General features: G+C 60.5%; 25 protein-coding genes. 15 read left to right on the forward strand and 10 right to left on the reverse strand.

Annotation, left to right across the window (positions count from 1 at the left end; all coding sequences use genetic code 11):
* Window positions 1-35 precede the first annotated feature (35 nt).
* Both ACQZ5G_RS06670 and copM read left to right on the forward strand, forming a co-directional pair.
* The gene (locus tag ACQZ5G_RS06670) at window positions 36-434 is read left to right on the forward strand and encodes a hypothetical protein (protein WP_448737362.1); all 399 of its coding nucleotides are present in this window, start codon (window positions 36-38) and stop codon (window positions 432-434) included.
* Window positions 435-491: 57 nt separating this feature from the next.
* Window positions 492-866, forward strand: coding sequence for a CopM family metallochaperone (gene copM / locus ACQZ5G_RS06675; RefSeq protein ID WP_448737361.1), 375 nt, complete (start codon window positions 492-494; stop codon window positions 864-866).
* 52 nt (window positions 867-918) lie between these two features.
* Here the strand turns inward: copM and ACQZ5G_RS06680 are convergent, their stop codons facing one another.
* A complete protein-coding gene (locus ACQZ5G_RS06680; protein ID WP_065654378.1) occupies window positions 919-1,836 on the reverse strand; it encodes a LysR family transcriptional regulator in 918 nt (305 codons plus the stop codon).
* Window positions 1,837-1,917: 81 nt separating this feature from the next.
* Here ACQZ5G_RS06680 and ACQZ5G_RS06685 point away from each other — a divergent pair, with 81 nt between their 5' ends.
* Window positions 1,918-2,961 carry a YeiH family protein gene (locus ACQZ5G_RS06685; protein ID WP_448737360.1) on the forward strand — a complete coding sequence of 348 codons (1,044 nt, stop codon included), beginning with the start codon at window positions 1,918-1,920 and terminating at the stop codon, window positions 2,959-2,961.
* Between the two features lie 15 nt (window positions 2,962-2,976).
* Here ACQZ5G_RS06685 and ACQZ5G_RS06690 read toward each other — a convergent pair whose 3' ends face one another.
* Together ACQZ5G_RS06690 and ACQZ5G_RS06695 are read right to left on the reverse strand one after the other, a co-directional pair.
* The gene (locus ACQZ5G_RS06690; RefSeq protein ID WP_003524901.1) at window positions 2,977-3,420 is read right to left on the reverse strand and encodes a hypothetical protein; all 444 of its coding nucleotides are present in this window, start codon (window positions 3,418-3,420) and stop codon (window positions 2,977-2,979) included.
* Entirely contained in the window at window positions 3,417-4,046 is a 630-nt protein-coding gene (locus ACQZ5G_RS06695) for a DNA-3-methyladenine glycosylase I (RefSeq protein ID WP_003524902.1), read from the reverse strand. Before ACQZ5G_RS06695 ends, ACQZ5G_RS06690 begins: the two co-directional genes overlap by 4 nt.
* A gap of 236 nt (window positions 4,047-4,282) precedes the next feature.
* Between ACQZ5G_RS06695 and ACQZ5G_RS06700 the strand changes: the two genes are divergently transcribed.
* Window positions 4,283-5,059: a L,D-transpeptidase gene (locus tag ACQZ5G_RS06700; RefSeq protein ID WP_448737359.1), complete on the forward strand. Its 777-nt coding sequence runs from the start codon at window positions 4,283-4,285 to the stop codon at window positions 5,057-5,059.
* Between the two features lie 263 nt (window positions 5,060-5,322).
* Window positions 5,323-5,982: an outer membrane protein gene (locus ACQZ5G_RS06705; RefSeq protein WP_448737358.1), complete on the forward strand. Its 660-nt coding sequence runs from the start codon at window positions 5,323-5,325 to the stop codon at window positions 5,980-5,982.
* Between the two features lie 210 nt (window positions 5,983-6,192).
* Here ACQZ5G_RS06705 and glcF read toward each other — a convergent pair whose 3' ends face one another.
* From glcF to ACQZ5G_RS06720, 3 genes are all read right to left on the reverse strand, one after another.
* A complete protein-coding gene (gene glcF / locus ACQZ5G_RS06710; protein WP_448737357.1) occupies window positions 6,193-7,494 on the reverse strand; it encodes a glycolate oxidase subunit GlcF in 1,302 nt (433 codons plus the stop codon).
* A 3-nt stretch (window positions 7,495-7,497) separates the two neighbouring features.
* The gene (locus tag ACQZ5G_RS06715; RefSeq protein ID WP_448737356.1) at window positions 7,498-8,712 is read right to left on the reverse strand and encodes an FAD-binding protein; all 1,215 of its coding nucleotides are present in this window, start codon (window positions 8,710-8,712) and stop codon (window positions 7,498-7,500) included.
* Between the two features lie 238 nt (window positions 8,713-8,950).
* Window positions 8,951-10,384 (reverse strand): FAD-binding oxidoreductase, encoded by a 1,434-nt coding sequence (locus ACQZ5G_RS06720; RefSeq protein WP_448737355.1) that lies wholly within the window; start codon window positions 10,382-10,384, stop codon window positions 8,951-8,953.
* A 110-nt stretch (window positions 10,385-10,494) separates the two neighbouring features.
* Here ACQZ5G_RS06720 and ACQZ5G_RS06725 point away from each other — a divergent pair, with 110 nt between their 5' ends.
* Complete coding sequence (locus ACQZ5G_RS06725; RefSeq protein WP_142778752.1) at window positions 10,495-11,394, forward strand: LysR family transcriptional regulator; 900 nt, start codon at window positions 10,495-10,497, stop codon at window positions 11,392-11,394.
* 76 nt (window positions 11,395-11,470) lie between these two features.
* Here the strand turns inward: ACQZ5G_RS06725 and ACQZ5G_RS06730 are convergent, their stop codons facing one another.
* Entirely contained in the window at window positions 11,471-12,745 is a 1,275-nt protein-coding gene (locus ACQZ5G_RS06730) for a DUF3422 family protein (RefSeq protein WP_448737354.1), read from the reverse strand.
* Between the two features lie 295 nt (window positions 12,746-13,040).
* On the opposite strand from ACQZ5G_RS06730, the gene ACQZ5G_RS06735 reads away from it, so the two are divergent.
* The 7 genes from ACQZ5G_RS06735 to ACQZ5G_RS06765 all read left to right on the forward strand — a co-directional run bounded on the left by ACQZ5G_RS06735 (window position 13,041) and on the right by ACQZ5G_RS06765 (window position 20,661).
* A complete protein-coding gene (locus tag ACQZ5G_RS06735) occupies window positions 13,041-13,814 on the forward strand; it encodes a FadR/GntR family transcriptional regulator (RefSeq protein WP_448737353.1) in 774 nt (257 codons plus the stop codon).
* Between the two features lie 103 nt (window positions 13,815-13,917).
* Entirely contained in the window at window positions 13,918-15,264 is a 1,347-nt protein-coding gene (locus ACQZ5G_RS06740) for a glycosyltransferase family 4 protein (protein WP_170985767.1), read from the forward strand.
* Window positions 15,261-16,007 carry an HAD family hydrolase gene (locus tag ACQZ5G_RS06745; protein ID WP_448737352.1) on the forward strand — a complete coding sequence of 249 codons (747 nt, stop codon included), beginning with the start codon at window positions 15,261-15,263 and terminating at the stop codon, window positions 16,005-16,007. Before ACQZ5G_RS06740 ends, ACQZ5G_RS06745 begins: the two co-directional genes overlap by 4 nt.
* 298 nt (window positions 16,008-16,305) lie before the next feature.
* Window positions 16,306-16,746 carry an NUDIX hydrolase gene (locus ACQZ5G_RS06750; RefSeq protein WP_004432806.1) on the forward strand — a complete coding sequence of 147 codons (441 nt, stop codon included), beginning with the start codon at window positions 16,306-16,308 and terminating at the stop codon, window positions 16,744-16,746.
* A 162-nt stretch (window positions 16,747-16,908) separates the two neighbouring features.
* The gene (locus ACQZ5G_RS06755; protein WP_448737351.1) at window positions 16,909-18,414 is read left to right on the forward strand and encodes an inorganic phosphate transporter; all 1,506 of its coding nucleotides are present in this window, start codon (window positions 16,909-16,911) and stop codon (window positions 18,412-18,414) included.
* Window positions 18,415-18,431: 17 nt separating this feature from the next.
* Window positions 18,432-19,169: a 16S rRNA (uracil(1498)-N(3))-methyltransferase gene (locus ACQZ5G_RS06760; protein ID WP_448737350.1), complete on the forward strand. Its 738-nt coding sequence runs from the start codon at window positions 18,432-18,434 to the stop codon at window positions 19,167-19,169.
* Between the two features lie 118 nt (window positions 19,170-19,287).
* A complete protein-coding gene (locus ACQZ5G_RS06765; RefSeq protein ID WP_448737349.1) occupies window positions 19,288-20,661 on the forward strand; it encodes a glutamate--cysteine ligase in 1,374 nt (457 codons plus the stop codon).
* 223 nt (window positions 20,662-20,884) lie between these two features.
* On the opposite strand, the gene ACQZ5G_RS06770 is transcribed toward ACQZ5G_RS06765, so the two are convergent.
* On the reverse strand, window positions 20,885-21,178 hold the full coding sequence (locus tag ACQZ5G_RS06770; protein ID WP_004432794.1) for a DUF1127 domain-containing protein: 294 nt from the start codon (window positions 21,176-21,178) through the stop codon (window positions 20,885-20,887).
* Between the two features lie 203 nt (window positions 21,179-21,381).
* Here ACQZ5G_RS06770 and ACQZ5G_RS06775 point away from each other — a divergent pair, with 203 nt between their 5' ends.
* Entirely contained in the window at window positions 21,382-22,332 is a 951-nt protein-coding gene (locus tag ACQZ5G_RS06775; protein WP_004432791.1) for a LysR substrate-binding domain-containing protein, read from the forward strand.
* Window positions 22,333-22,440: 108 nt separating this feature from the next.
* Here ACQZ5G_RS06775 and ACQZ5G_RS06780 read toward each other — a convergent pair whose 3' ends face one another.
* Window positions 22,441-24,879: a DUF1217 domain-containing protein gene (locus ACQZ5G_RS06780; protein ID WP_004432788.1), complete on the reverse strand. Its 2,439-nt coding sequence runs from the start codon at window positions 24,877-24,879 to the stop codon at window positions 22,441-22,443.
* A gap of 366 nt (window positions 24,880-25,245) precedes the next feature.
* Here ACQZ5G_RS06780 and ACQZ5G_RS06785 point away from each other — a divergent pair, with 366 nt between their 5' ends.
* Window positions 25,246-25,812 carry a DUF6101 family protein gene (locus ACQZ5G_RS06785; RefSeq protein WP_004432786.1) on the forward strand — a complete coding sequence of 189 codons (567 nt, stop codon included), beginning with the start codon at window positions 25,246-25,248 and terminating at the stop codon, window positions 25,810-25,812.
* A gap of 77 nt (window positions 25,813-25,889) precedes the next feature.
* On the opposite strand, the gene ubiA is transcribed toward ACQZ5G_RS06785, so the two are convergent.
* Entirely contained in the window at window positions 25,890-26,843 is a 954-nt protein-coding gene (gene ubiA, locus ACQZ5G_RS06790) for a 4-hydroxybenzoate octaprenyltransferase (protein WP_448737348.1), read from the reverse strand.
* Between the last annotated feature and the right edge of the window lie 89 nt (window positions 26,844-26,932).

The following is a 26,932-nucleotide window of genomic DNA, read 5'->3' on the forward strand; positions in this document are numbered from 1 at the left end:
TGCTTATTCCATAATTCCAGCGGTAAATTCACGCCATGTCCGAGGTGGCCCGCACATTGATGTTCCTTGCCTGCCTGCTATACGGCGCAATGCCGGCGCAGATGGCGATGAGCATGCCGATGGCCACGGGCATGGCAGCTTCCTCACAATCGCCGATCAAACATGACGATGCCCATTCGCATCGAGCCGCGGATCGGGACCAAGGGTCTCGGGCGCATGCGGAGAATGGGGCTCATGGAGCGGGAGCGGGCGGTTGCTGCCCGCATGGTGGCGATGCCGCACATCCCGGTTCCTGCGCCGCCTGCCTGATCGTGGTTCCGCGAACGATCTTCGCCGATAGCGGCCGGATGGCATTCGCCTATCCGCAGCCGCAGCGCGGCATCGTCTTTGACGGCAAGGCTTCCGCGCCGCCGCTACCGCCTCCCCGCGCCTGACCCAGATTTTTTCAGACCCATCTTCGAAAAATCCGTCAGACACAGGAAGGATAATCCATGTCTATCAAGACCATCACGCTCGCCGCCGCTTTTGCGGCCTCCCTCGCCATGCCCGTTCTCGCACAGGAAGCGGGCGGCCATGCCGGACATAACATGTCAAAAGGCACCATGAGCGACAGCGCTTCCACCAAGGCCTTCATGGAAGCCAGCAAGAAAATGCATGGCGATATGGCCATCGATTATAGCGGCGATGCCGATGTCGATTTCGTACGCGGCATGATCCCGCACCATCAGGGCGCGATCGACATGGCCAAGGTCCAGCTCGAATACGGCAAGGACCCGGAAATCCGCAAGCTGGCCGAAGAGGTCATCAAGGCGCAGGAAGGCGAGATCGCCATGATGAAGGCCTGGCTGAAGTCCAAGGGCAAGTGACGACCGCTATTGTCAAACAGGGAGCGCCGGCTGGCACTCCCTCCCCACAAGGTTACAACCCCGCGAGACCGGCCTTGTAGTCCTCCGAGGCCGCACGGCTGAGGCGCTCCAGCTCCATGGCCGCCCGGCTGGTATGACGCTCCTTATGGCGCAGCAAAGCGAAATTTCGGGCGGGAAGATCGATGCCGGCTCGGACAAGCAGCCCCTGCCGCAGAAACAGCGAGGCGACGGAGGCGGAAACTGCCGTGGCCGCACCGCCGGAGCGTGCCGCCATCACCACCGCCTCGTTGGACGGCAGTTCGAGCATGACGGAAAGCTCGCCGGGATCCACCCCCATCTGCCGCACCGCCGCCTCGAAGGCGGAGCGGGTGCCGGAGCCCTGTTCGCGCAGAACCCATGAGGTGCCATAGAGCATATCGAGCGCGGTGAGATAACGGCCGTCCGCGAAGGGATGGGCCGAACCGGTGACCACCAGCAGCTTGTCGGACACCACCGGCTGCACCATCAAAGCCGGCTCATCGATCCTGCCTTCGATGAAACCGACCTCGGCCAGACCGTCGAGCACGGCCTGCGTCACCGTTTTCGTATTACCGATATCGAGCCGCACGGTCACGCCCGGATAAAGCTTCTTGAACTGCATCAGGATCGGCGGCAGCCAGTAGCTTGCAATCGTCTGGCTGGCGCAGACGGTGATTTCGCCGCGCGTCAGCCCGCCCATTTCAGAGAGAATCAATTCCGCATTGCGCACACGCGCCAGCGTCGCCTTCGCTTCGCCCAGAAACGCCCGGCCGCTTTCGGTCAGTTCGATGTTGCGGCCGACGCGATGGAACAGCTCGACATTATAAAAGGCTTCGAGATTCTTGATGGCGGAACTGACGGCGGAGGCGGTCAGACCGATGGCTTCGGCAGCCCTTGTGAGGTGCTCGCGTTCGGCAACAGCGATGAAGATGCGGAGCTGTTCGAAGGTCATGGCTTTTCATTCGATTTTATCGAATAATATATGCCATATTATTTGATAGAATAAAACAGGCCGCTGCGGCATTGTCTGGCCATGGCACAACATCGCACCCTCGCTCATCCCTTTCAGTTTTCGCTCCGTTGGATCACCCCGCTTTTGCCGGGCATTCTTCTCTGCGCGGCGGTCAGCTGCGCCGCCATTCTGGCGGAGCGCTTTCAGGTGCGGCTTGCCGGCCATGCATGGCTCGGCGATCTCGTACTCGCCATTCTGATCGGCACGCTGCTGCGTTCGCTGATGGCGCTGCCCGCGGTCGCTTCGGCCGGCATCAAATTCAGCGCGAAGACCCTGCTTGAAATCGCGGTGGCGCTTCTCGGCGCATCCTTGAGCCTCTCCATCCTCAAAGGTGCCGGCGGTTTGCTGATCGGCGGCATTGCGCTTATCGTCGCGCTGTCGCTGATCGTCAGCTATGCCGCCGGGCGGATGCTCGGTCTGCCGCCCAAGCTTGCGACGCTGATCGCCTGCGGCAATTCCATCTGCGGCAACTCCGCCATTGCCGCCGCCGCGCCCGCCATCGGCGCGAAGCCGGAAGATGTCGCCGCCTCGATTGCCTTCACGGCCGTTCTTGGCGTCGTCGCCGTGCTGCTGATGCCGTTTCTGCCGCAGCTTCTGGGTCTCGACGCCACCCAATATGGCATTTTCGCCGGCCTGACGGTCTATGCCGTGCCGCAGGTTCTGGCCGCAACCGCTCCGCTCGGCGCAATCGCCGTGCAGACCGGAACCATCGTCAAGCTCATCCGCGTGCTGATGCTGGGGCCTGTGATCGCCGCCCTCTCCGTCATCCATGGCCAGTCCGACAAGGGACGCCTGAGATTGCAGCAGATGGTTCCGTGGTTCATCATCGCCTTCGTGCTGATGATCATGGCCCGGTCCTTCGGCCTCATTCCCGAGGCTCTGATCGGCCCTGTCGCCTCACTCTCCAACATCCTCACCATCATGTCGATGGCGGCGCTGGGCCTTTCGGTCGATATTCGCAGCCTTCGTCATGCCGGCGGCAAGGTCATCGTCGCCGCCAGCCTGTCGCTCGTGTTGCTTGGTGTCTTGAGTTTCGGCCTGATTGTGCTGACCCAGGCGGCCTAAGCAAAAGGCGGGCTGTTATTTCCCGGTGCTGACCGTCAGCGTGTAATGCGCGCCGAGACCGCGGCGCGGCGATCCCAGGATGAGCGTCGGGCGGATCAGCCACTCCGTATCCGCCTTCGGCGTCAGCGTTGCGACCTTGCCTTCGGAATCGCTGAAGAAGATCGCATCCTCATCCGGCGTCGAAAAATCGAAGACCGCCATCAGCACGAATTCGCTGGAGGCGGCGAGCTCGATCTTCACCGTCTGCCCGGCCTTCACCTTCAGGCGATAGACATCGCCGCGCCCGCGCCGCGTCCAGCCGTCAAGCTTCAGCGGCCCGGCCGGCGGCAGCGCCACCTGCTTCAGCCTTTCGCCGTCATCGAGCCAGATACCATCGACATTGCGGCCTTCCGCGAAGGAGGCATGCGGCACGGCGGCCACGGCCATGGTGAGAGCCAGAAGAAGGGAGGTTACCTTCATGGACGTACAAACTCCCGCCGCATGGCCTCTATCGGCTGGCGGCAATGACAGCCTTCGATATGGTCGTTGACCATACCCATGGCCTGCATGAATGCATAGACGGTCGTCGGGCCGACGAAACTCCAGCCCCGCTTCTTCAGGTCCTTCGAAAGGCGAATGGAGGCGTCGCTGGTGGGATTGGCCCTTAACGTCGCATAGTCCAGCCTTTGCGGCCTTTCTGCGGCGGCCGGTTCGAAACCCCAGAAATAACGGGCGAGCGAACCGAATTCATCGCGCAACTCCATGGCGCGGCGGGCATTATTGATGGTCGAAACGATCTTGCCGCGATGGCGGATGATGCCCTTGTCGGCAAGGCAACGCTCGATATCGGCCTCACCGAATTCCGCCACTTTTTCGAATTCGAAATTGGCGAAGGCAAGACGGAACGCCTCGCGCTTGCGCAGAACCGTCAGCCAGGAAAGGCCGGACTGGAAACCTTCCAGACAGATCTTCTCGAAAAGGCGGCGATCGTCGGTGACGGGATAACCCCATTCCTCGTCGTGATAACGACTGTAATCCGCAAGCCCCTGCTGCCAGAAACACCGCACAAGGCCATCCGCGCCCGTTTCAAGTCCCGCTTCATTCATTCCGCAACCACCCTTTTCCGCTCCCGCCCGTGACCGGTTCAGACCGCGCACTTACCACTCATTCACCACGTTTCAAAACCGGGTGCTAACCTTAAATCCAGCTTTCCCTAATCAAGCGCTTTTTAATGAACAGCCATTTACGATTCGCTGGCGTCGAGGTGCGAACGTGTCCGGCAAAGCGGGCGAACAGTCCCGCAAATCCATAGTTGCGACATCCCTCAGAGAGAGTCCACCCGATGACGATGAAGTCCGTTTTTCTGGCGCTGAGCCTCGTTTCCACCCTCGCCGTGCCGGCCGCCATGGCCAATGAGCGTTATCGCGAGCGCCCGCCCGTCGTCGTCAGCCCGGATCTTTCGGCCCCCTGGGTCACCCAGCTCGGCGGTCGCGGCAATGTCCGCCCCGTGGTCTATCCGCGCGCGCCTGCCGCACGCCAGCCGTTCTTCCAGCAGCGCCAGGCCGCGATGCCGCAGCGCCCCAGCTCCGGCGTCACATCGCAGCGCCCGGCACGGGTGCAGAATGCCGCCGTCCGCCCCAACGCGCCGGTGCGCACCCAGATCGCACCGCAATTCCTGCCGCAGATCGTCACCTACCCGACCGATGAAAAACCCGGCACCATCGTCATCGATACGCCGAACCGTTTCCTTTATCTCGTGCTCGCCGATGGTAAGGCCCGGCGGTACGGCGTCGGCGTCGGCAAGCCCGGTTTCGAATGGGCCGGCACTCATAAGGTAACCCGCAAGGCGGAATGGCCGAGCTGGACACCGCCCAAGGAAATGATCAGCCGCGAGGCGAGGAAGGGACACTACCTGCCGGCCTTCATGGAAGGCGGCCCGGCGAACCCGATGGGCGCGCGCGCCATGTATCTCGGCTCGACGCTTTACCGCATCCACGGCACCAACCAGCCGTGGACGATCGGCAGCAACAATTCCTCCGGCTGCATCCGCATGCGCAACGAGGATGTCACCGATCTTTACGAGCGCGTCAACGTCGGAACCAAGGTCATTGTGATATGACGGCAACGGTTCAGCCTTTCCGGCCGCCTCAGGGCCGGTGTGGCGGCGTATCCGCTTGAATTGCCGCCTTGCGGCGGTACAATCCGGCTCACTTCACTGGAATGAAACTTGGCGGGGGACGCCAGGAGCCGGACCTCTCTCAGGGGGATGATGGAACGGCCTTAAAGCGGGTGGTCAACTGACCGCCCGTTTTTCGTTTCTGTCATTCAAATGTTATCAAAAAACGGTTTGGTGAATTACTGATATCAATCTGGATTCACTTCATGCCGCGCCATAGTTTATTTGTTTGCGCCCTGCTGTTCAGCGGCGTTTCCTTCTCTGCCGCAATCGCGGGCGAATTTGAAATTTCCGGTTATGGCGGCTGGCAAAGCGCGCCGCATAGCGACGTGAAGGTTTCCGACGGGCCGGATTTCCGGGCCGGATGGGAAGGCAAGTCGTTTTCCAACCCGCCTTACTGGGGCGTGCGCGGCACCTATTGGTTCGATGAGGGCCAGCTGCGGAATTTCGGCATCTCGCTCGATTTTACCCATGACAAGGTCTATGCCGACGACCAGACGCTTGCCCGCTCCGGCTGGTCGCATTTCGAATTCACCGACGGCCTGAACCTTCTGACGCTCAACGCGCTCTACCGTTTTCCGCTGGAATCGCTGCCGATCACCCCTTACGTCGGCGCCGGCGTCGGCATCAACGTGCCGCATGTAGAAGTATATCGCCCGTCAGGCAGGACCTTCGAATACCAGTTCGGCGGCGCAACCCTGCAGGCGCAGGCCGGCCTCAGCTACCGCATCACCGACAACTGGTCGACCTTCGTGGAATATAAGGGCACCTATTCCTTCGTCGATGTCGATATCGACAATGGCGGCTCGTTGAAGACCGATATCATCACCAATGCGGTGAATTTCGGCGTGGCGTATAAGTTCTAGCTCTCTTCCCTCATTCCTGTGCTTGTCACAGGAATCCAGCCGACGCGCGTCTGCGCGGCGGGGAGAGTCCCTTCAGCCCAAGGACTTGGGCTGGCTGGATCCCTGTGACAAGCACAGGGATGAGGAGAGAACAAAGAAAACCCTCACGATCCAATCTTTGCGGCACACGTCATGGCGCGCAGGATCACTGCCCTATGAGCGCACCACGCTCTAAACCGAAAGCCTCGCCGGTTTCGGCCCGCCATAGGCCCAGTCCAGCAGCTCCACCGTGTGCACGATAGGCATATCCGTGCCGGTTCCGATCTGCGTGATGCAGCCGATATTGCCGGTGGCGATGACATCCGCCCGGGTGGCCTCGATATTCTTCACCTTGCGCGCCTTGAGTTTGGCGGAAATCTCCGGCTGCAGGATGTTGTAGGTTCCGGCCGAGCCGCAGCAGAGATGCCCTTCCGCCGGATCGCGCACGGTAAAACCCGCCGCCTTCAGGAGTTGTTTCGGCGCAAGCGTGATCTTCTGGCCATGCTGCATGGAGCAGGCAGAATGATAGGCGACCGTGAGACCCTGATTTTGCCCTTGCGGCAGATCGAGGGTGGCGAGATATTCGGTGATGTCCTTTGCGAGCGCCGAGACCCGCGCGGCTTTTTCGGCATAGGCCGGATCGAGCCGCAGCATGTGGCCATAGTCCTTGATGGTGGTGCCGCAGCCGGAAGCGGTGATGATGATGGCGTCGAGACCGCCGCTTTCCATCTCGCGCGTCCAGACATCGACATTGCGCCTTGCCGAGGCGAGCGCCTCTTCCTCCCGACCCATATGATGCACCAGCGAACCGCAGCAGCCCTCCCCCTTCGGCACCACGACCTCGATGCCGAGCCGCGCCAGCAGGCGCAACGTCGCCTCGTTGATACCGGGATCAAGCACCGGCTGGGCGCAGCCGGTGAGAATGGCGACACGCCCGCGTTTTTCGCCTTCGGCCGGCCGTTCACCCGGACGGGCGGAAGCGGAGGCGGAAGGCACGGCGGCGGGCGCAAGAGCGAGCATGGATTGCAGCGGCTTCAGCGCCGGAACTTTGGCAAGCAGGCCGGAGAAAGGCCGCGCCAGCCGGGCCAGATGCAGGGCCAGCCGGAACCGGGCCGGATGGGGCAGGACGGCAACCAGAAGATTGCGGATCAGCCGATCCATGAAGGGGCGCTTGTATGTCTGTTCGATATGGGCGCGGGCATGATCGACCAGATGCATGTAATCCACGCCGGAGGGACAGGTGGTGGTGCAGGCAAGGCAGGAAAGACAGCGGTCGATATGGGTGACGACCTCGCGGTCGGCTGGGCGGCTGTTTTCCAGCATATCCTTGATGAGGTAGATGCGGCCGCGCGGGCTATCCAGCTCGTTGCCGAGCGTGACATAGGTGGGACAGGTGGCGGTGCAGAAGCCGCAATGCACACATTTGCGCAGGATTTTTTCGGATTCCGCCACATGCGGATCAGCCAGCTGTTCGGGCGTGAAGGATGTTTGCATGGTTCAGACGGCCCCTTCCATCGTTACGGCCATCTTGCCGGGATTGAAGATGCCCGCCGGATCGAGCTTCTCCCTGATACGCGCAGAAAGCAGCGCTTCCGCCGCCGGGCGCGGTTCGAAGGCAGCGACCGTGGCGCGCAGCGCATCGCTTGCCCTCACCAAAGTTGCATGGCCGCCGCCGAGTGCCCGGATCGCGCCGCGCAGCAAATCCGCCTCGGGATCCGCCTCCATCTGCATCCAGACGAGGCCGCCCTGCCAGTCGTAAAAGGCGTCGATGCCCGCTTCCATGCGCAGCGCCGCGACAAGCTGATGACCAACCGAAGGCGCGACCGATACTTTCCACAAGGGCTTCGCTACCTGTCCGGAATAGGGCGCGACATCGCGCACCTGACGCCACAAAAGCCTGCTCTCCTCACCCTCCAGCAGCGCCCACGGCCCGACCCGGTCCATGACGGAAAGGAGTTTGGCCGTGCGCGCCTCCACCGAGGCGGAAAGCCCTTCCAGCCGCAGGATGGTCGCCGGGCCGTCCGGCAATCCGCCATCGATGAAACGGGAACGAACGCTTTCCGGCAGATGCGCCGCGCCGGAAACCTCGACGCTCATCGCCATCGCCGCCGCCATGATGCGCGTCGCCGCTTCATCGTCGAGACCGGAAACGACCACGGTTTTTTCCGCCGGCGGTTTTGGCAGCACGCGGAAGGTGACTTCGGTGAGGAAACCGAGCGTGCCGAAAGACCCGGCCAGGAACTTCGACAGATCGAGCCCGGTGACATTCTTCATCACCCGGCCGCCTGCCCTGATAACATCCCCGCTGCCATTGACGAAACGGATACCCAGCAGGCTGTCACGGGCCGCACCGGCCACATAACGGCGCGGGCCGGAAACATTGGCGGCGAAGACGCCGCCAATGGTCGGTTCTCCGTCGGTGCCCATGATCGGGCGGTGATCCATAGGCTCGAAGGCCATCATCTGGCGGTTTTCAGCGAGAGCCGCTTCGACGGTTGCGAGCGGGGTTCCGGCCTTGACGGTCATGACCATTTCGGCGGGCAGGTAGGAGACGATGCCGCTCATGGCGCGGGAAGAGAGTGCTTCATCTGCTGCGACAGCATTGCCGAAACCGGAGCGGGTGTTGCCGCCAATGATTTTCAGCGCGGCTTTTCGGGCGGCGTGGTCGCGGACGATGTCGGCGACCTGGGTTTCTGCGTAGGGGGTCAGCATGGGGTGGTGGGCTCCGGGCATCGGACAGCAACGTTTGCGCGAGGGATACCCCCCTCTGCCCTGCCGGGCATCTCCCCCTCAAGGGGGGAGATCGACTCGCGGCAAGGTCCCGCGTTTTTCTTCGGTCGAGATGGAGCGACGCAAGTGCGTCTCGCCAATCTCCCCCCTTGAGGGGGAGATGCCCGGCAGGGCAGAGGGGGGTAAACCACACCCACCATCGTCACGAAATTCACACCCATCATCCCCTCCCCTCCAGCGGAAACACCTTGGAAGGGTTCATCAGCCAGCCCTCATCGAAAGCCGCCCGCACCGCCATCTGCTGGGCAAGATCGGCCTCGCCATACTGGTGGCGCATCAGGTCGCGCTTTTCGATGCCCACACCATGTTCGCCGGTCAAACAGCCGCCGGCATCGACGCAGAGCTTCAATATTTCATTGCCTGCCTCTTCCGCGCGGGCCGCATCCTCCGGATCGTTGGCGTTGAACAGGATGAGCGGGTGCATGTTGCCATCGCCGGCATGGAAGACATTGGCGACGCGCAGGCCGAGGCGATCGGTGATTTCGCTCGTCTTTTTCAACACGTAGGAAAGCTGGGAGAGCGGCACCGTGCCATCCATGCAGATATAATCCGCGATGCGCCCCGTCGCGCCGAAAGCGGATTTGCGGCCTTTCCAGATTGCCGCCGCCTCCATGGCCGACTGGCATTCCTTCACCGTCTTCACGCCATGTTTTCGGGCAATCGCCACGATGTCGGCCAGCATGGCGTCCATTTCCGCCTCGGAGCCTTCGACCTCGACGATCAGCAGCGCGCCGACATCCAGCGGATAGCCCGCTTTGGCGAAAGCCTCGCAAATTTCGATGGCCGGCTTGTCCATGAATTCGATGGCGACCGGGATGATGCCCGCGCCGATAATATCGGCCACGCAGGAGCCGGCTTCCTCCGATGTCTCGAAGCCGAACAGCACCGGTCGCGCGCCTTCCGGCCTGGCGATCAGCCGCACCGTCGCTTCTGTCACGATACCGAGCTGGCCTTCCGAACCGCAAACGAGGGCGAGCAGATCGTAGCCGGCAGCATCGAGGTGCTTGCCGCCCAGTTCCAACACTGTGCCATCCACCAGCACCATTTTCACGCCGAGCAGATTATTGGTGGTGACGCCGTATTTCAGGCAATGCGCGCCGCCGGAATTCATACCGATATTGCCGCCGATGGTGCAGGCAAGCTGCGAGCTGGGGTCCGGCGCATAAAAGAAACCTTCCGCGCCGGCCGCATCGGAAATGGAAAGATTGGTGACGCCCGCCTGCACCCGCGCCGTACGGTTATAAAAATCCAGTTCGAGGATCGAGGCCATCTTCGAAAGGCCGATCACCACCGCATCTTCCTGCGGAATCGCGCCGCCGGAGAGCGAGGTGCCAGCCCCGCGCGGCACGACCGGAATGCCGTAACGGTGACAATATTTCATCACCGCCGCCACTTCTTCCGTCGTTTTCGGCAACGCCACGGCCAGCGGCAGGCGGCGATAGGAGACGAAGGCGTCGGTTTCGAAAGGCACGAGTTCGCGCGGTTCGTGCACAAGACAGTCCGCCGGCAGAATATCCTTGAGGTCCGCTATGATGCGGTCGCGGCCTGCGACGACTTTCTCGCGCGGCTCCAGAAACTTGATCGGCTGTGTCACCGCCCCTCCTCCATGCCATTCCACCAACTGGTATTCTTTCTTTACCACTTTGAAACGACGCAATCAAATGTTATGGATTTTTTCCTTTCTGGAAACAATCGAGGGCAACTATGACGAATCTGGGCGATCTGGAAGTCTTCGCAAGCGTTGCCGCCTCCGGCAGCATGTCGCTGGCCGCAAGGGAGCTTGGTTATTCGCCCGCCGTCATTTCCAAGCGCATCAAGCGGCTGGAAGAAAAGCTCGGCGCGCGGCTTTTCCAGCGCACCACACGGCAAATCTCGCTGACCGAAGCGGGACAGGGCTTTTACGAGCGGGTGCTTGCCGTGCTGGAAGGGCTGGAGGAGGCCGAGGATTTCGTGTCCGGCCGCGCCAATACGGTCAACGGCACGCTTAAGGTTTCCGCGCCGACCTCCTTCGGGCGCATGCATATCGCGCCGCATCTGAAGGGTTTCATGGAGCGGCATCCTGATCTTTCGGTCAATCTGGTGCTGAGCGACGAATTCATCGACATCATCGAGGGTGGTTACGATCTGGCCATCCGTATCGCCGATCTCAATTCCTCCAGCCTTGTGGCCCGCAGGCTGGCACCAGTGCGCCGCGTACTCTGCGCTTCGGCGGAATACGTTGCTACCCATGGTATGCCCGCGACAATCGAGGATCTGAAAAAGCACCGCTGCCTGCCGGCCCATAATAACGATGTCTGGCGACTGGAGGGACCGGGCGGCGCGATGAGCATTCGCCCGGAGGGGATGCTCATCACCAATTCCAGCGAGGTGATCCGCGAGGCGGTGATATCAGGGCTCGGCATTGCGCTGCGCTCCACCTGGGATATCGGCCATGAATTGCGCAGCGGCAAGCTGGTGCAGGTTCTGCCGGGTTATGAGGGATCGCGAAACGTCACGCTCTCGGCGGTTTATCCGAGCCGGCAGTTCCTGCCTGCGAAGGTTCGACTGTTCATCGATTATCTGGCCGGGCTCTATGGGCCTTCACCCTATTGGGAGCAGGGTTGAGGCAGGCGTCGCGTCGCGTCGGCACCACCTATCCTCATCCCTGTGCTTTGTCATAGGGATGAGGGAAACTTGGCCCTCAGTGCCCGCCCTCGGCATGGGAGCGGCGGATGCGGCGCACCACCCACCAGACGCCGAGAACCGCGAAAGGAACGGAGATGCCCGTGACGACGGCAGGGTCGAGTGGCAGCACATCATGGCTGATCGCCTTGGTGAGATAACCGATGAGGCCCACAACATAATAGGAAATGGCGGCGACCGAGAGGCCTTCGACCGTCTGCTGCAGGCGAAGCTGCATGGCGGCGCGCTTGTTCATGGTGTTGAGCAGCACCGTATTCTGCCGTTCCAGTTCCACGTCGATCCAGCTTCGGACGAGCGCGGTGGCGCGATAGAGCTTGCGCGACAGGTTGGCCTGCCGCTCCTCCACCGACTGACAGGTGCGCATGGCGGGCGCCATGCGCCGTTCCAGAAAGCTGCCCATGGTCTCGTGGCCCTGCACCGGGGTTTCCGCAAGCGCCCGGATGCGTTCGCGCACGATGCCGTCATAGGCGCGGCTGGCGCCGAAACGATAGAGACTGAGCGCGGCATTGGCTTCCAGTTCGGCCGCAAGCCGGGTCATTTCCGCCAGCAGCGCGTCCGCCTCGTCGCGCGCCCCGTTTTTCATGCGCTGCGTGATACCCGTCAGGCCATCTTCGATACGGCGGATTTCCGGCGAGAGCGTCTGCGCCATCGGCAGGCCGAGCATGGCAAGGGTGCGATAGGTCTCGATATCCAACAGCCGCTGCACCAGCGCGCCGCGGCTGTAATCGCTCAAGCCCCGGTCGATCATCAAAATCTGTGTAAGCCCGTCGCGATCCTGCCGGAAATCGGTGAGGATCGCCGCCTGGCCGTCGCGCACGTCGCTGTGACAGAGGCTGGTCGGTTCGAAGATCGTCTCGGCCTGAGACGCCGCGCCATTTTCCGGGCGGATTTCCAGCCGCACGCCCGAGATCAGCGAGCCGGGCGGCGAAAAGCCGTCGCCGAAGGGATCGCCGGCAATCTCGCCGCCGAATTTTTCCGGCGCGGGGCCATCCCAGAACCAGGTCGAAAATTCGGTATGCCGCTCCCAGCGCAAGGTGCCCTGCCCCCAGGGCATGGCATGGTGGCGGGCATCGCGCTCCGGCGGCGCAACACCGCGGCTGCGCGACATTTCCGCGATGACCGAGTGATGCACGGCGGAACCGCCATCCATCATGAAGGCGAGCTGGACGATGATGCGCGAGGGTGCGAGAAGCACCGTCGGCCGCGCATGAACCTCCCCGAGCGCCAGCGATCTTTCCGGCGCGCTTGCGAAAGCAAATCTACCCTTGGCCATTGCAATATCGTCCCCGCCTGTTGCGCTGGTTCTATTAGAACATTGATCGCGATGAAAACACCGCAATCGAAGCCGCTGTCATTGTTTTGATCCACCTGGCGGAAAAATCCGCCATCGTCACCCTGTCCTGCTGCTGCTTTAACAAAAGCCAATTCGAAAAGGCAGATGCCGTGTTGCCGCAGGCATGGCACGGATGAGGCGCGGAACTGGATAGAATATTTGACCAGTGCGATGCTTCGCTGATAATTTGCCCCCCATCGAAATACGGGGCGGGATTTCGCCGGAGACTTCTGCGATGGACGAAACGCTTTTTGCGCGCATCGAGCACAGCCGCACATCGCAGGAGGTGATCTTACGTTTCGAGGAACTGATCCTCGACGGCATATTGCGCGATGGCGACAGGCTGCCCGGCGAGCGCGAACTGGCGCAACGCCTCGATGTCTCGCGGCCGATCCTGCGGGAAGCGCTGAAGGAGCTTGAGACCCGTGGCCTTCTTACCAGCCGGCATGGCGGCGGCACCTATGTCGCCGATATTGTCGGCCCGGTCTTTTCCGATCCCTTGAGCGCGCTGATCACCCGCCACAGCCGGGCGACACGGGATTTCCTCGAATATCGCCGCTATATCGAAGGCATGACCGCCGAACTTGCCGCACAGCGGGCGACGGAACCGGACAGGCGCAACCTCGCCGCCATCGTGGACAGAATGCGGGAAGCGCATGAGGCGGGCCATTTCGAAGAGGAGCTTGCGGGCGATGTGGAATTTCACAACGCCATTGGCGAAGCGGCGCATAATATCGTGCTGATGCACACGTTACGCTCCTGCTACCGGCTTCTGAGCGACGACATCTTCTATAATCGCCATCTCATCTTCACCGTCGCCGGCGCCCACGACGAGGTGCTGAGGCAACATATCGCCATCCACGATGCGATTGCCGCCGGCGATCCGGCCGCGGCAAGGGTGGCGGCGGAGGCCCATATCGACTTCATCGTGGAGACGACATCCAAGGCGCATCAGGCGCGCGAATGGGACCGGATTTCGCGCCTGAGGCAGCAACAGCGCGCGCCCTGAAAACGCCATCCGGCGAAATGCGGCATCTCTTTTATTCAGATTTTGATGGAACCTTTTGTGCTCTTTGGTCTTTTTATCGGGTTAATTGGAAAAATTTACCAAGATGGGACCCATGACGACCACGAGCGAAACTGAACGTTATCCGCGGATAGCTCTCATATCGACGCATGGCTATGTCGCCGCGCACCCGCCACTGGGCGCGGCCGATACCGGAGGGCAGGTGGTTTATGTGCTTGAGCTTGCACGCAAACTCGGCCAACTCGGTTATACCGTCGATCTTTATACCCGCCGCTTCGAAGACCAGCCGGAATTCGACGAGGTTGACGAGCGCGTCCGTGTGGTGCGCATTCCCTGCGGCGGACGTGATTTCATTCCCAAGGAATATCTGCACCGACACCTGATGGAATGGTGCGAAAACGCGCTGCGTTTCATCAAGAAAAACGACCTGAATTATTCTTTCATCAACAGCCATTATTGGGATGCGGGCGTCGCCGGGCAGCGGCTGTCTGAAGCACTGAAAATCCCGCATCTGCACACGCCGCATTCGCTCGGCATCTGGAAAAAGCGCCAGATGGAAACCGACTATCCGGAAAAGGCCGATACGTTCGAACTGGAATTCAACTTCAGGGAACGTATCCAGCACGAGCTGATCATCTACCGCAGTTGCGATATGGTGATCGCCACAACGCCGGTGCAGCTCGACGTTCTGATCGAGGATTACGGTCTGAAGCGCAAGCATATCCACATGATCCCGCCGGGTTATGACGACAACCGTTTCTTCCCGGTTTCCGATGCAACGCGGCAGATGATCCGGCAGCGTTTCGGTTTCGAGGGCAAGACGGTGCTGGCGCTCGGACGCCTTGCGACCAACAAGGGTTATGACCTGCTGATCGACGGTTTCTCCGTGCTTTCCGAGCGCGAACCGGAAGCCCGGCTGCATCTGGCCGTCGGGGGCGAGAATATGGACGAGCAGGAAACCACGATCCTCAACCAGTTGAAGGAGCGGGTGAAAGCGCTCGGTCTCGAAGACAGGGTGGCGTTTTCCGGTTATGTCGCGGATGAAGACCTGCCGGACATCTATCGCGCCGCCGATCTTTTCGTGCTTTCCAGCCGTTACGAGCCCTTCGGCATGACCGCTATCGAGGCGATGGCGAGCGGCACGCCAACCGTCGTCACCATTCATGGCGGGTTGTTCCGGGCCGTCAGTTATGGCCGCCATGCGCTGTTTGCCGATCCTTTCGACAAGGAAGACCTTGGCATTACCATGATGAAGCCGTTCAAGCATGAGCGACTTTACGGGCGGCTTTCCCGCATGGGGGCGCACAAGGCGCGCAGCCTGTTCACATGGACCGGCATTGCCCAGCAGCTTCTCGCCCTTGTGGAAGGCAGGACCATGATGCCGGTTCTGGAAGAAGCCGATTGGGCCGAACCATGGAACGACGGCGATTGAGACCGCTTCGCCTTTTTTCCACCGATCTCGACGGAACCGTCGTCGGCGATAACGACGCCACGCGCCGGTTCCGCGATTTCTGGCATTCGTTGCCGGAGGGTCAACGTCCCCTTCTGGTTTTCAACAGCGGCAGGCTGATCGACGACCAGCTTGCGCTTCTCGAAGAGGTGCCGCTGCCGCAGCCCGACTACATCATTGGCGGGGTCGGCACCATGCTGCACGCGAAAGAGCGAGGCGAGCTGGCAAACGCCTATACACAGTCCCTCGGCACCGGTTTCGACCCCCAGAAGATTGCCGAGGTCATGGCCGGAATTCCCGGTGTGACGATGCAGGAAGAGCGTTACCAGCACGGCTTGAAATCGAGCTGGTTCCTGCATGACGCCGACGACGCCGCGCTCGAAGAGATTGAGGCCGCGCTTGTGGCGGCCGATATCGATGCCCGTGTCGTCTATTCCAGCGACCGCGACCTCGACGTCTTGCCGAAAGCCGCCGATAAGGGTGCCGCGCTGACATGGCTATGTGGACAACTACAGATCGGCCTCGACGAATCAGTGGTTGCAGGCGATACTGGCAATGATAGGGCGATGTTTGAGCTAAAGAATATTCGCGGCGTGATCGTGGGCAATGCCCTGCCGGAGCTCGTCTCGCTGACATATCATGATACGCGCTTCTTTCACTCGGCTGCGAAGGAGGCGGACGGTGTGGTCGAAGGCCTCCGGCACTGGGGATTAACCCCGGACTAAAAACAGCCCCGGCTACAATTCATAGCGGCTTTGCAATCCGTATGCTTGAAGGCGGGCGGAGAGGGTATTACCGCATCGGCTGTCCGGCCGGGGAACCACCCGGTCGCAGCTTTGTTCGCATATCTACCATGCCCATCTTCCCTGCAGGCTTCATCAGCGTGAAGACAGTAGTGGGTTATGGGTGAAAGGGGATTGGCGGAACTTACGGCACATCTATATTAGCAATTATCACTACCCGGCAAAAAAGGATCAATCCGGATTGAAGATTTTGAATCGATTGGCGACAGATGTTGGCTTGATGTTGCGCAGACCGCCGCGACAGCAATATGCGGCGCTGTGCTATCGATTGTCCAAGAAAAATCCGGAGCCGGAAGTGTTGCTGCTGACCAGCCGGGATACGGGGCGCTGGGTCATTCCCAAGGGCTGGCCCATGGCCAACAAGAAGGCCCATGCGGTGGCCGAGCAGGAAGCCTATGAGGAAGCCGGCGTCAAAGGCACGGTGGAAAAGGCGCCCTTCGGTTACTACGAATACGAGAAAAAGCTGAACAGCGGCGTCAACGTACCGTGCAGGGTTCAGGTGCATCTGCTCGAAGTTTCGGAGATGCAGGAAAGCTTTCCCGAAAAGCAATCCAGACGGCTGGAATGGGTCAGTCCCCAGGAAGCTGGAAAACGCGTCAACGAGCCGGAATTGAAAGCGCTGATGCTCGCTTTCGACAAACGGATGACGCATTCGAAATAGCGCGCCCGCCCCGAACGTGGCAATGTGCAGTTTGTTTTTCCAACATGGCTTTTATCGTCTTTCCTTTTGGAAAGATGTGCGAGATGTAACAGTCTTTCTGTAAAATTGCCTTCAACCTGCGACACTGCCGGACGAAAGGGAATGCTGGCAAACGAGGTCTGAATGGCAATCAAGCCGCCATCGAATATGAAACCGACGCTCGACAAGGATCTCGACAAGATTACCCGTGTCGAAGAGGCGACGCTGCATGTCACGCAGCAGCTTGCCGGCCTTGGCGCGGGGTTCATGTTCGTTGTCCTGGCGGCCATCTTCGCCGGGGTCTTCGTCACCGGCACCGCGGGTTCGGTCATCATCATCGCCGCCGTCGCCATCGGTGCCTATATGGCGATCAATATCGGCGCGAACGACGTTACGAACAATGTCGGCCCGGCGGTTGGGGCAAAGGCCATGCCGCTTGCCGCCGCCCTCATCGTCGCCGCCATCTGCGAGATTGCCGGCGCGCTGATCACCGGCGGCAATGTGGTCGAGACCATTTCCAGCGGCATCATCAACATCGAGACCATTCCCGACAGGACTGCCTTTTCATGGGCGATGCTGTCGGCGCTTCTCGCCGCCGGCCTTCTCGTCAATATCTCGACCTGGACGAGGGCGCCGATTTCCACCACCCATACGGTGGTGGGCGGAGTTGCGGGCGCGGGAATGGCCGCCTATGGGGCGAAGGCGGTCGACTGGCTTTCGCTCGGCAGCATTGCCTTCGCATGGGTTCTGGCGCCCTTCATCAGCGCCATCATCGCCGTCGCCATCCTTGCTTTCATCAAGGAATTCATCATTTACCGCGAGGACAAGCTCACCTCCGCCCGGCTGTGGGTTCCGGTTCTCATCGGTTTGATGGCGGGCGTCTTCACGGCCTATCTCATCTGGGTCGGATTGCGGCAGCTCATGCATGTGTCGCTTGGCCATGCCAGCCTCACAGGGCTGGTGACCGGGCTCGTGGTCTGGCGGCTCTGCGTGCCGATCATCCGCAAGCAGTCGGAAGGATTGGAAAACCGCAACCAGTCGCTTCGAATTCTGTTCCAGTGGCCACTGGTTCTCGCCGCCGGCCTGATGTCTTTCGCCCATGGGGCGAACGACGTTTCGAACGCCATCGGGCCAGTCGTTGCCATCGTGCGGGCCCTGCATGACGAGGCGGTGAGCACTTCCGCCCGCGCACCGATGTGGGTGATGCTGGTTGGCGCCTTCGGGCTTTCCTGCGGTATTCTTCTTTATGGCCCGCGCCTCATCCGCCTCGTCGGCGAGCAGATCACCAAGCTCAATCCGATGCGCGCCTTCTGCGTTTCCGTGGCCACAGCGCTCACCGTGCTCGTTGCCTCACGCTTCGGCCTGCCGGTCAGCACCACCCACACGGCAATCGGCGCGGTGTTCGGCGTCGGTTTCTTCCGCGAATGGTACACACAATCGTCGCGGCGGCGGCAGGAGCTTGTTCAGGCTGGTGACGGCAGGCCCCGCCGGTCCGAAAGATATGCCGACAATCCTTCCGAGATACGCCGCCGTTATCTCGTCCGCCGCTCCCACTTCATGACGATCATCGCCGCCTGGCTGGTCACCGTTCCTTCCAGTGCAGCGCTTGCGGCGCTGCTCTACTGGCTCATGTCCTCCCTCTTTCTCTGAACCTGAAACAGAATCCCATGCGCGCCAATTTCCGGATGCAACGCCTGTATATCGAAGCCAGCCTTGCCGAAGGCGTCGCGCAGGAGGCAACAGCCGAGCAGTTCAATTATCTCGCCAATGTGCTGCGCATGACCGACGGTGCGGAAATCCTGCTGTTCAACGGTCGCGACGGCGAATGGAAAGCGAAACTTGCCTTTCCGAGCCGCAAGAAGATCGTGCTCGTCCCAATCGAGCAGACACGGCCCCAGCCGAGCGCCCCGGACCTGCATTATCTTTTCGCGCCGCTGAAAGTCGGGCGCATGGATTATCTGGTGCAGAAGGCGGTGGAGATGGGCGCCGGCCTGTTGCAGCCGGTGATGACGCAGCATGTTCAGGGCAAGATCCACAATACCGAAAAACTGCGCGCCAACGCCATCGAAGCCGCCGAGCAGTGCGGCATACTGTCCCTGCCCGAGGTGGCCGAGCCGGTGAAACTGAAGGACATGCTCGAGAGCTGGCCCTACGACCGGCGCATCATCTATTGCGACGAAGGCGATGCGGGGCAAAATCCGCTGCCGATCCTGCAAGCCGTCACGGAGCGTAAACTTGCCCTGCTGGTCGGCCCGGAAGGTGGATTTTCCGAGGAAGAAAGGGAGCTTCTGCGCGGCCTTGCCTTCGTTACCCCCATTCCGCTCGGGCCGCGTATCCTGAGGGCCGATACGGCCGCCGTCGCCGCGCTCGCGGTCATTCAGGCGGCGATCGGCGACTGGAATTGAATGGCCCCATTGCGCTTCATGCATCTTTAAAAGAAATTCATTTGCCTCCGGATACGATCCGGCCCTATCTGCCAATCATATGCCTCGCCGCAACAGAGACGTCATAACAAGGTAAGCCATGGCACGCGACACGACCGACCAGACCCCCCTCTCCTCCGTCACGGAGCTTACAGATTATCTGGCGGGCGGTTGCAAAGCTGAAGCCGACTTCCGCATCGGCACCGAACATGAAAAATTCGCGTTTTTCCGCGAGGATAACAGTCCCGTTCCCTATTTCGGCGAAGCCAGCATTTCAGCACTTTTGAAGGGCATGCAGGAAAAGCTCGGCTGGGAGCCGATCATGGACGGTGGAAACATCATCGGCCTTGGCGAGCAGCACGGCATGGGCGCCATCTCCATCGAGCCGGGCGGCCAGTTCGAGCTGTCGGGCGCGCCACTCGAAAACCTGCACCAGACCTGCAAGGAATCCAACCAGCATCTGGCGACGCTGCGCGAAGTGGCCGAGCCGATGGGCATCCGTTTCCTCGGCATCGGCGGCAGCCCGCTGTGGAGCTACGACGAAACGCCGCGCATGCCGAAATCGCGTTATGCGATCATGACGCGCTATATGCCGAAGGTCGGGACCAAGGGTCTCGACATGATGTACCGCACCTGCACCATTCAGGTTAACCTCGATTTCTCCTCCGAAGCGGACATGCGCCGGAAGATGCGCGTTTCCATGAAGCTGCAATCGCTGGCGACAGCGCTCTTCGCCTCCTCGCCCTTCACCGAAGGCAAGCCGAACGGTCTTCTTTCCTGGCGCGGCGATATCTGGCGCGACACCGACAACCGCCGCTCTGGCGTGCTGCCCTTCACCTTCAGCGATGACTTCGGCTTCAAGGACTATGTGGAATGGGCGCTCGACGTGCCGATGTATTTCATCGTGCGCGACGGCAAATATCATGATTGCACCCACGTCACTTTCCGCCAGTTCATGAACGGTGCGCTGAAGGGCGAAATCGCCGACTGGCAGCCGACCATGGGCGACTGGACAAACCATCTTTCCACCCTGTTCCCGGATGTGCGCCTGAAGCGCTTCTTGGAAATGCGCGGTGCGGATGGCGGCCCGTGGAGACGCATCTGCGCCCTTCCCGCTTTCTGGGTCGGCATTCTCTACGATGACGAGGCGCTGACCGCTGCCGATGCGCTGACCGCCGGCTGGAGCTTCGATGAGGTCATCGCCCTTCGCAATGCCGTTCCGGCCAAGGGTCTTTCCGCCGAGATCGCCGGCAAGCCGCTTCTCGGTCTCGCCCGCGAGGTGCTCGATATTTCCCGCACCGGCCTCAAAAACCGCAAGCGCCTGAACGGCGAAGGTCAGGACGAAACCGTGTTCCTGTCGTCGCTGGATGAAGTTCTTGCCAAGAAGACCACGCTCGCCGAAGACCTGCTTGCGCTTTACAACGGTCGCTGGGGCGGCTCCGTGCTGCCGGTGTTCGAAGAATATCAGTATTGAGGCAGTGCCGCTAAAATTGCGCCGCCATTAAAAAAGCCCGGCGCGGCCGAGGGGCCTGACACCGGGCAAAGGCAGGGCTATTGGCAAATCACCCTGCGGGGAAAACTTTTCCGTTCGAAAGCAATTCCGGCGGCTGGAGGTCTGCCGGAATTGCCCGAACATTCTGGAACGTTTTGGCGCATTTCCGGACGGAAAACCGGGGCCCGCCTTTCCCGGAAATGCTTTAAACGGTCTTGAACCGGGTCACCGCGCGGTTGCGTGCGGCGCGGGTCAGATGGGCGGTCGGATCCTCGAGCAGGCCGGTATTGAGCGCATCCCTCACATCCGAGCGCGCCAGACCGATATCGGCCAGAAGGCGGTCATCAAGTTCCGTGAGGCCATTGGCCACGATACGATTGTAGATGCGCTGCAAGAACGTTTTGACGCGGAAAGCAAAGAGGCCAGCGACACGACGAAGCGTATCGTTCTGCCGGGAGGTTGCGAGTTCCAGTTCCATTCTCCGTTCTGCCGTGCGCATGACACTTATCCTTTCGTAACGGCACGATGCGGCACCGCCCCCGGCGCACCACGCGCGAGAAGCTGCCTCGGGTTGGGGGCCTGACGTTTCGCCGGCCCGGGGTTGATATTGATTTGCTGGGTGTCAAAATGTCGCAAGACTATTGATCAGTCCAACGAATGTTTCTAATGTGAGGCATCAATCATTCTGATGGATGACCATCCATGTCCGCACCTCTCGACATAGACCAGCTGCATACCTTCATCGCCATCGTCGATACGGGCAGCTTCACCAAGGCCGCAGACCGCGTTTTCAAGACGCAATCCGCCGTTTCCATGCAGATGCGACGGCTGGAAGAACGGATCGGCAAGCAGCTTTTCGCCAAGGACGGGCGTGGCAACCGCCTGACAGCGGAAGGCGAAAAGCTGATGAATTACGCCCGCCGCATCATCCGCCTCAATAACGAGGCAATCGCCGCCTTCGACGACAACCGTTTGGAAGGCATGCTGCGCATCGGCACGCCCGATGACTATGCCGACCGCTACATGCCGGAGATTATCGGGCGCTTCGCCAAGACCCATCCCAATGTCGAGCTTTATATCGTCTGCGAACCTTCGGTCAGCCTTGCCGAAAAAATGGCGCGCGGCGAACTGGATATCGCCCTCGTCACCCATAATCCGCGCGCGCGCTCCTCGGATGTGGTGCGCACCGAGCCGCTCTGCTGGGTCGCTTCCGCCAACCATCCGCTGAAGGACGATGCACCCGTGCCGCTCGCCGTCGGGCGGCGAGATTGCCACTGGCGCCAGCTTGCGTGTTCGGCACTCGATGCCGATGGACGGGACTATCAGGTCCTGTTCACGAGCTGGTCTTCCACCGTCGTCGCCGCTGCCGTGCTAGCGGGCATGGCCGTCTCGGTGCTGCCGGAATCGGCGCTGCGCACCGGCATGAAGGTTCTGACCGCCGCGGACGGTTTCCCGCCCCTGCCGCCGGTGCAGATCGGCCTGATGAAACGGCCGGGCCTCTCCCCTTCGCTGGTGAACGCCATCACCGACCACATCACTGCCTGCCTCGACAATATCTCGCCGATGAGCGTTGCCGACGAAATGGACAGCGATGTGAAGACCTACCCCAAGATGCCGCGCCTGCGCGCCGGGCACATGCTGCCGGGGTGGTAAGAGGATAGTACAAATCCCCGGGGATGACGCCGCCTATGCGTGAGGCTTCGTCATCAGCCTCAAGCCGGCTAACGCCGATCCTCCCGTCGCTCGTCCGCGCTTTCTGTGCTACCGCGCCCGCAGCGTGGCAACCGCCAGCAGCGTATCGGCGCTGATACCCACCGAACCGCTGCCGTTGAAGAGCGTCATGATCGGATCGGTAGTGTTCTGCTGATTGTCGTACATGATGGTGAAACGGGCGACCAGCTTCTTGACCTTTTCCGGATCCTGAAAATCCTCGATGTCGAAATATTTCTTCATCATCGTCACCTGCGTATCGACCTCGGCATTGGCGAGTTCGTCCGGAATCCCGAAAGTGGTGTTGATGAAGCTCTGGAGCGCCGTGTCGGCGAGGATCGAGTAATAGGACGTCGTTCCGGCCGCCATGCGCTGGAAATAAAGCGCCAGGCGCACGCCGGCATTTTCTTCGCCCGCCTGCGTTTCCAGCGTCTGGGTGAGGTAGTTGTCCAGCGTCTCGTAAAGGCCGCGCCGCGTCTGGATCAGGCTGCGGTCCTCGTGAAGAAGCGTACCGTCGGTATTGAAGTTGAAGGCGGTGACGAGGCGGCGGAAGACCGGATCCATCTCCTTGTTGACGTAGCTGTCCTTGTCATCGAGCTTCGAGGTGAAGGCCTTTTCGAGCTGTTCCTTCGTCACGCTTTCGGGATCGATGCCGAGCGACTCCATCGCGAATTTCGTCAGGCGATCGTCGCTCAGGAATTCCTTGAGCGTCTTGATCTTCTGCATCTCGGCCGTGAAATATTCCGATTCCTTCGTCGCCGTTTCCTTGTCCTTTTCCGTGCCGAAAGCCGATTTTTTCTTGATATAGTCGGCCGACATGGTCTGCATCTCGATTTCCGACTGCGCCAGAACCGGTGTGCCGACGCTGCCATCGGAGGCGAAGTTGAACAGCTCCGCCAGCTTGACATAACGCTCGTCGTCCAGCGTGTAGACGAAGCTCTTTTTATCCTGCAGATCGCTGGTGAGGACCTTGCGAATATCGGCGGAATTTACCTTGGTCGGATCGAGGCCAACGGCTTTCAGCGCATAGGTATAGACCGCGCTGCTGTCGATGAAATCCTTGACGGATGTGACGCTGGCTATATCGCTCTTGAACAGCTTCAGCGCTTTCTCGTCGGCGGCATCATCCTTGTCGTTATAATAGGTCATATAACCGCTGGTGGTGGTTGCGGTCTGTGCCGTCGTCTGGGGCGTGGTGCCGGCTGCCAGCGTTCCGTCGGTCTGGAAATTGAAGGCATTTCTCAAGGCGATATAACGCTTGTCGTTCTTGCCGACGGTCGCGATGTAGTTGCTCGGATCGCTCAGATCGCTGGTCAGGATATTCTGGATCGTTGCCGTGACGACTGTGAGGTCGTTCAGGTCGAAGGCGGTCCTGATATAGTTGAGAAGCCGGGTATCCGCCGTCAGTTCGGTTACCGTCTTGATCGAACCGATCTTCGATTCGAAATAATCCCGGTTCAGTGTGGCGACGGTCGGCGTCACGCGCGGGGCGCTGCCGATATAGGCATCCGTCAGGGCCTTGAGATTATCCGCCGTCTGCGCCTGACCGGCGGTCACCGTGCCGTCGTTCTTGAACTCGAAGGCGGTGGCGAGCTGCGCCATCTTGTTATATTGCGTGACGGTGCTGGTGAGCGTCGTCTGCTCGGCCTTGATGGCGGCGAGCTTCGCTTCCCACTCATCCTGCGGCGGCAACACCGCCTCGAGCTGGGTCAGCTGGTCCTGGCGCGTCACCTTTTCCGCCTCCAGCTCCGTGCGCTCCTCAGCCGTCAAACCGGTGTCGGCGAGTTCGGTGTCGATTGCGGTAATCCGGGCAGTGACCTGCGCGTGCAGTTCGATATTGCCCTTCATCGTCAGTTTTTCGACCGCGTCATTATAGGCCGCGCCGTATTTCTGGTTGATGTAGCTGTCGGGATCGTTGATGTCGCTCGTCATCAGTCCCTTGATATGGGCATAGGAATAGGTCTTCTCATCGATGCCGAAGACCTGAAAGATATAGGCGCGGGTGCGGTCGTTGCGCAGCAGTTGGTCGACATTGGTTACCGTGCCGACAATCGCCTTGTAATAACGGGTCTCTTCCGCAAGGCTGTCATCGAGATCGGTTATCGACGTATCGTAAAGCCCGATCATCTTGTCGAGCTGCGCTTCCGTCTGAACGGTCTTCGTCGATGTGGTGAAGTTGAAGGCTGCGGCGAATTCCCGATACCGCTCGTCGGTGAGCTTGTTGGCGAAGCTGTTCTGGTCGTTCAGATCGCTTTCCAGCACCTTTTTCATAAAGGCCTTGGCATAGGTCATTTCGCCGAGACCGAAGGCATCCATGGCATAGGAATAGAGCTGGTAATTGTCGAGGAACTCATCGACGCTTTTCACATTGCCGATGTTTTCCTTGTAATATGTCGTCTGCCGCTCGATGAGCCCCTGCTGCGACACGCGCGACAGGCTTGCCTTCATATCGCGGTTGATGAGGTCGTAGCTGAGATAAGTCGATACCATCCGAATGCCCCCTGGAGACCCGCGCGTCGCTTCAGACGCCGAATGCTCCGGTTTTCAATCCACCCATCGCGCCTCCATCGGGACGCACGGCAAGCCTTTGCCTGACTATGCGGGAGACGCCTTGCCCGGAGCTTGAAAGAGCACAATTTCGGCCGGGATAAAAACCGCATTGTCCCGATCTCTTTTACCTAAGCGAAACCATGCCACAGTGTGTTTTGCTAACCATTTGGGAATGCAAAGTTTTCTTAACCGCGATTTTTAAGCAGTCTCGAACAGGCGGCGGATATTCTCCCGACATCAGAGGACGAAAAGTCCCGATGAGAAGACCGGAAACCGGCTCTCAGGTAAAACAAGGGTAGAATAAACATGACCAAGACCGTTCTGAAGCCCGACTGGGCCGTCGCCACTCTCAGACTCGACCCGGCACGTTTTCCGCAACAGGTCACCTATGGAAAAGGCAATGGCGCGAGCGATGTCGCCGTCACCCTCGATGAACGGGGCGCCGTTCTGAGAAAGGTTCTTTCCTCTTCCGGCCTGCCTCTGTCCTTCGCTTTGCCAGCCCGCGCTTTCAAGGGCGTTGCCGCCCGCGCCATCGACCATGGCGACGGACAGGTAACGGTGACGCTGGAGCTGCACCATGACGATCCGGACCTCTGCGTTCCGCTTCTCGTCGCCCACGATCTCTGCGATATCGCCGCCGACTGGCGCAGCTGGTCCGAGGCCTACCGTATTCCCATGCTGATGGTGGAAGCCGATGGCGTTGCCCGTCCGCTGGAAGAACATCTCGGCAAGGTGCGCACCCAGAATACCCGCCCGCGCCGCCGCCATTCCTATTTCGCGGAACGCCGTCCGCGCTTCCTCGTTCGCCGCTCCACCGGTTCGCTGGGCATGAGCATGAAGATCGAGGGCAAGGAAATCATCGCCCGCAGCTGATAATCTTCAGCCAGACAAATCAAAAAGCCCGGCGCGGATGACGCGGCCGGGCTTTTTCATTCCGTGTTTTCACAGGCTTATGCCAGCAGGAGCGGCAGGATGAGGCCCGCGAAAATCAGCACGCCGACGCGGTTGTTGGATTTGAACAGCACGAGGCACTGAGCGACATCGTCGATATTAAGCACCCAGACCTGCCGGAACAGCATGATGGCCGCAGCGGCAAGGCCGCTATAGGCAATGACGTTAACACCCGCGACCCAGAACGACAGGAACATCATGACAAGGGCTGTGCCATAAAGGAAAACCAGCCAGCGATGTGTGTTCTCGCCAAACAGCAGGGCGGTTGAACCGATGCCCACGGCGGTGTCGTCTTCCTTGTCCTGATGGGCGTAGATTGTATCATAACCGATCGTCCAGGCGATGGAGCCGACATAAAGCAGGACAGCCGGCCAGGCGATCGATCCGAACTGTCCCGCCCAGCCCATCGGCGCACCCGAGGAAAAGGCAAGGCCGAGGAAAAATTGCGGCCAGTTGGTGAAGCGCTTGGCGAAGGGATAGATCGCCACGAAGACCAGCGAGAATATGCCGGTCGCGATTGCGAAACTGTTGAACTGCAAAAGCACGACAAGCCCCGCAAGCGCCTGCAGGACGATGAAGAGCTTGGCCTGCGACCGGCTCACGCGGCCGGAAGGCAGCGGTCGCGAACGGGTGCGCGCCACGGCCATGTCGATCTTGTGGTCGGCCAGATCATTATAGGTGCAGCCCGCGCCGCGCATCGCCACCGATCCGATGAAGAACAGCACCAGATGCCAGATCAGCGTCGCCCAGGAAAAGCCGCCGCTCGCCATCGCGACATTTGCCGCAAGGGCTGCGGACCAGAAACATGGCCACATCAGCAATTGCCAGCCGATGGGGCGATCCCACCGGGCCAGTTGCGCATAGGGCCAGAGGGGCCTCGGCAAAATCCGATAGACCCAGTTATTGGATGGCGCGTCGGAGACGCGATCTGACAAATCGCTGTGGTGAACCATGGGATGGTTCTACAGCATCGGCGGGAAAATCGGAATGGATTTCAGCAGCTGGCCGCACACGCGGAAAAGCCCCGCAGCGGTTTCGCGAC

It is taken from the genome of Agrobacterium sp. 22-214-1 (assembly GCF_053522465.1).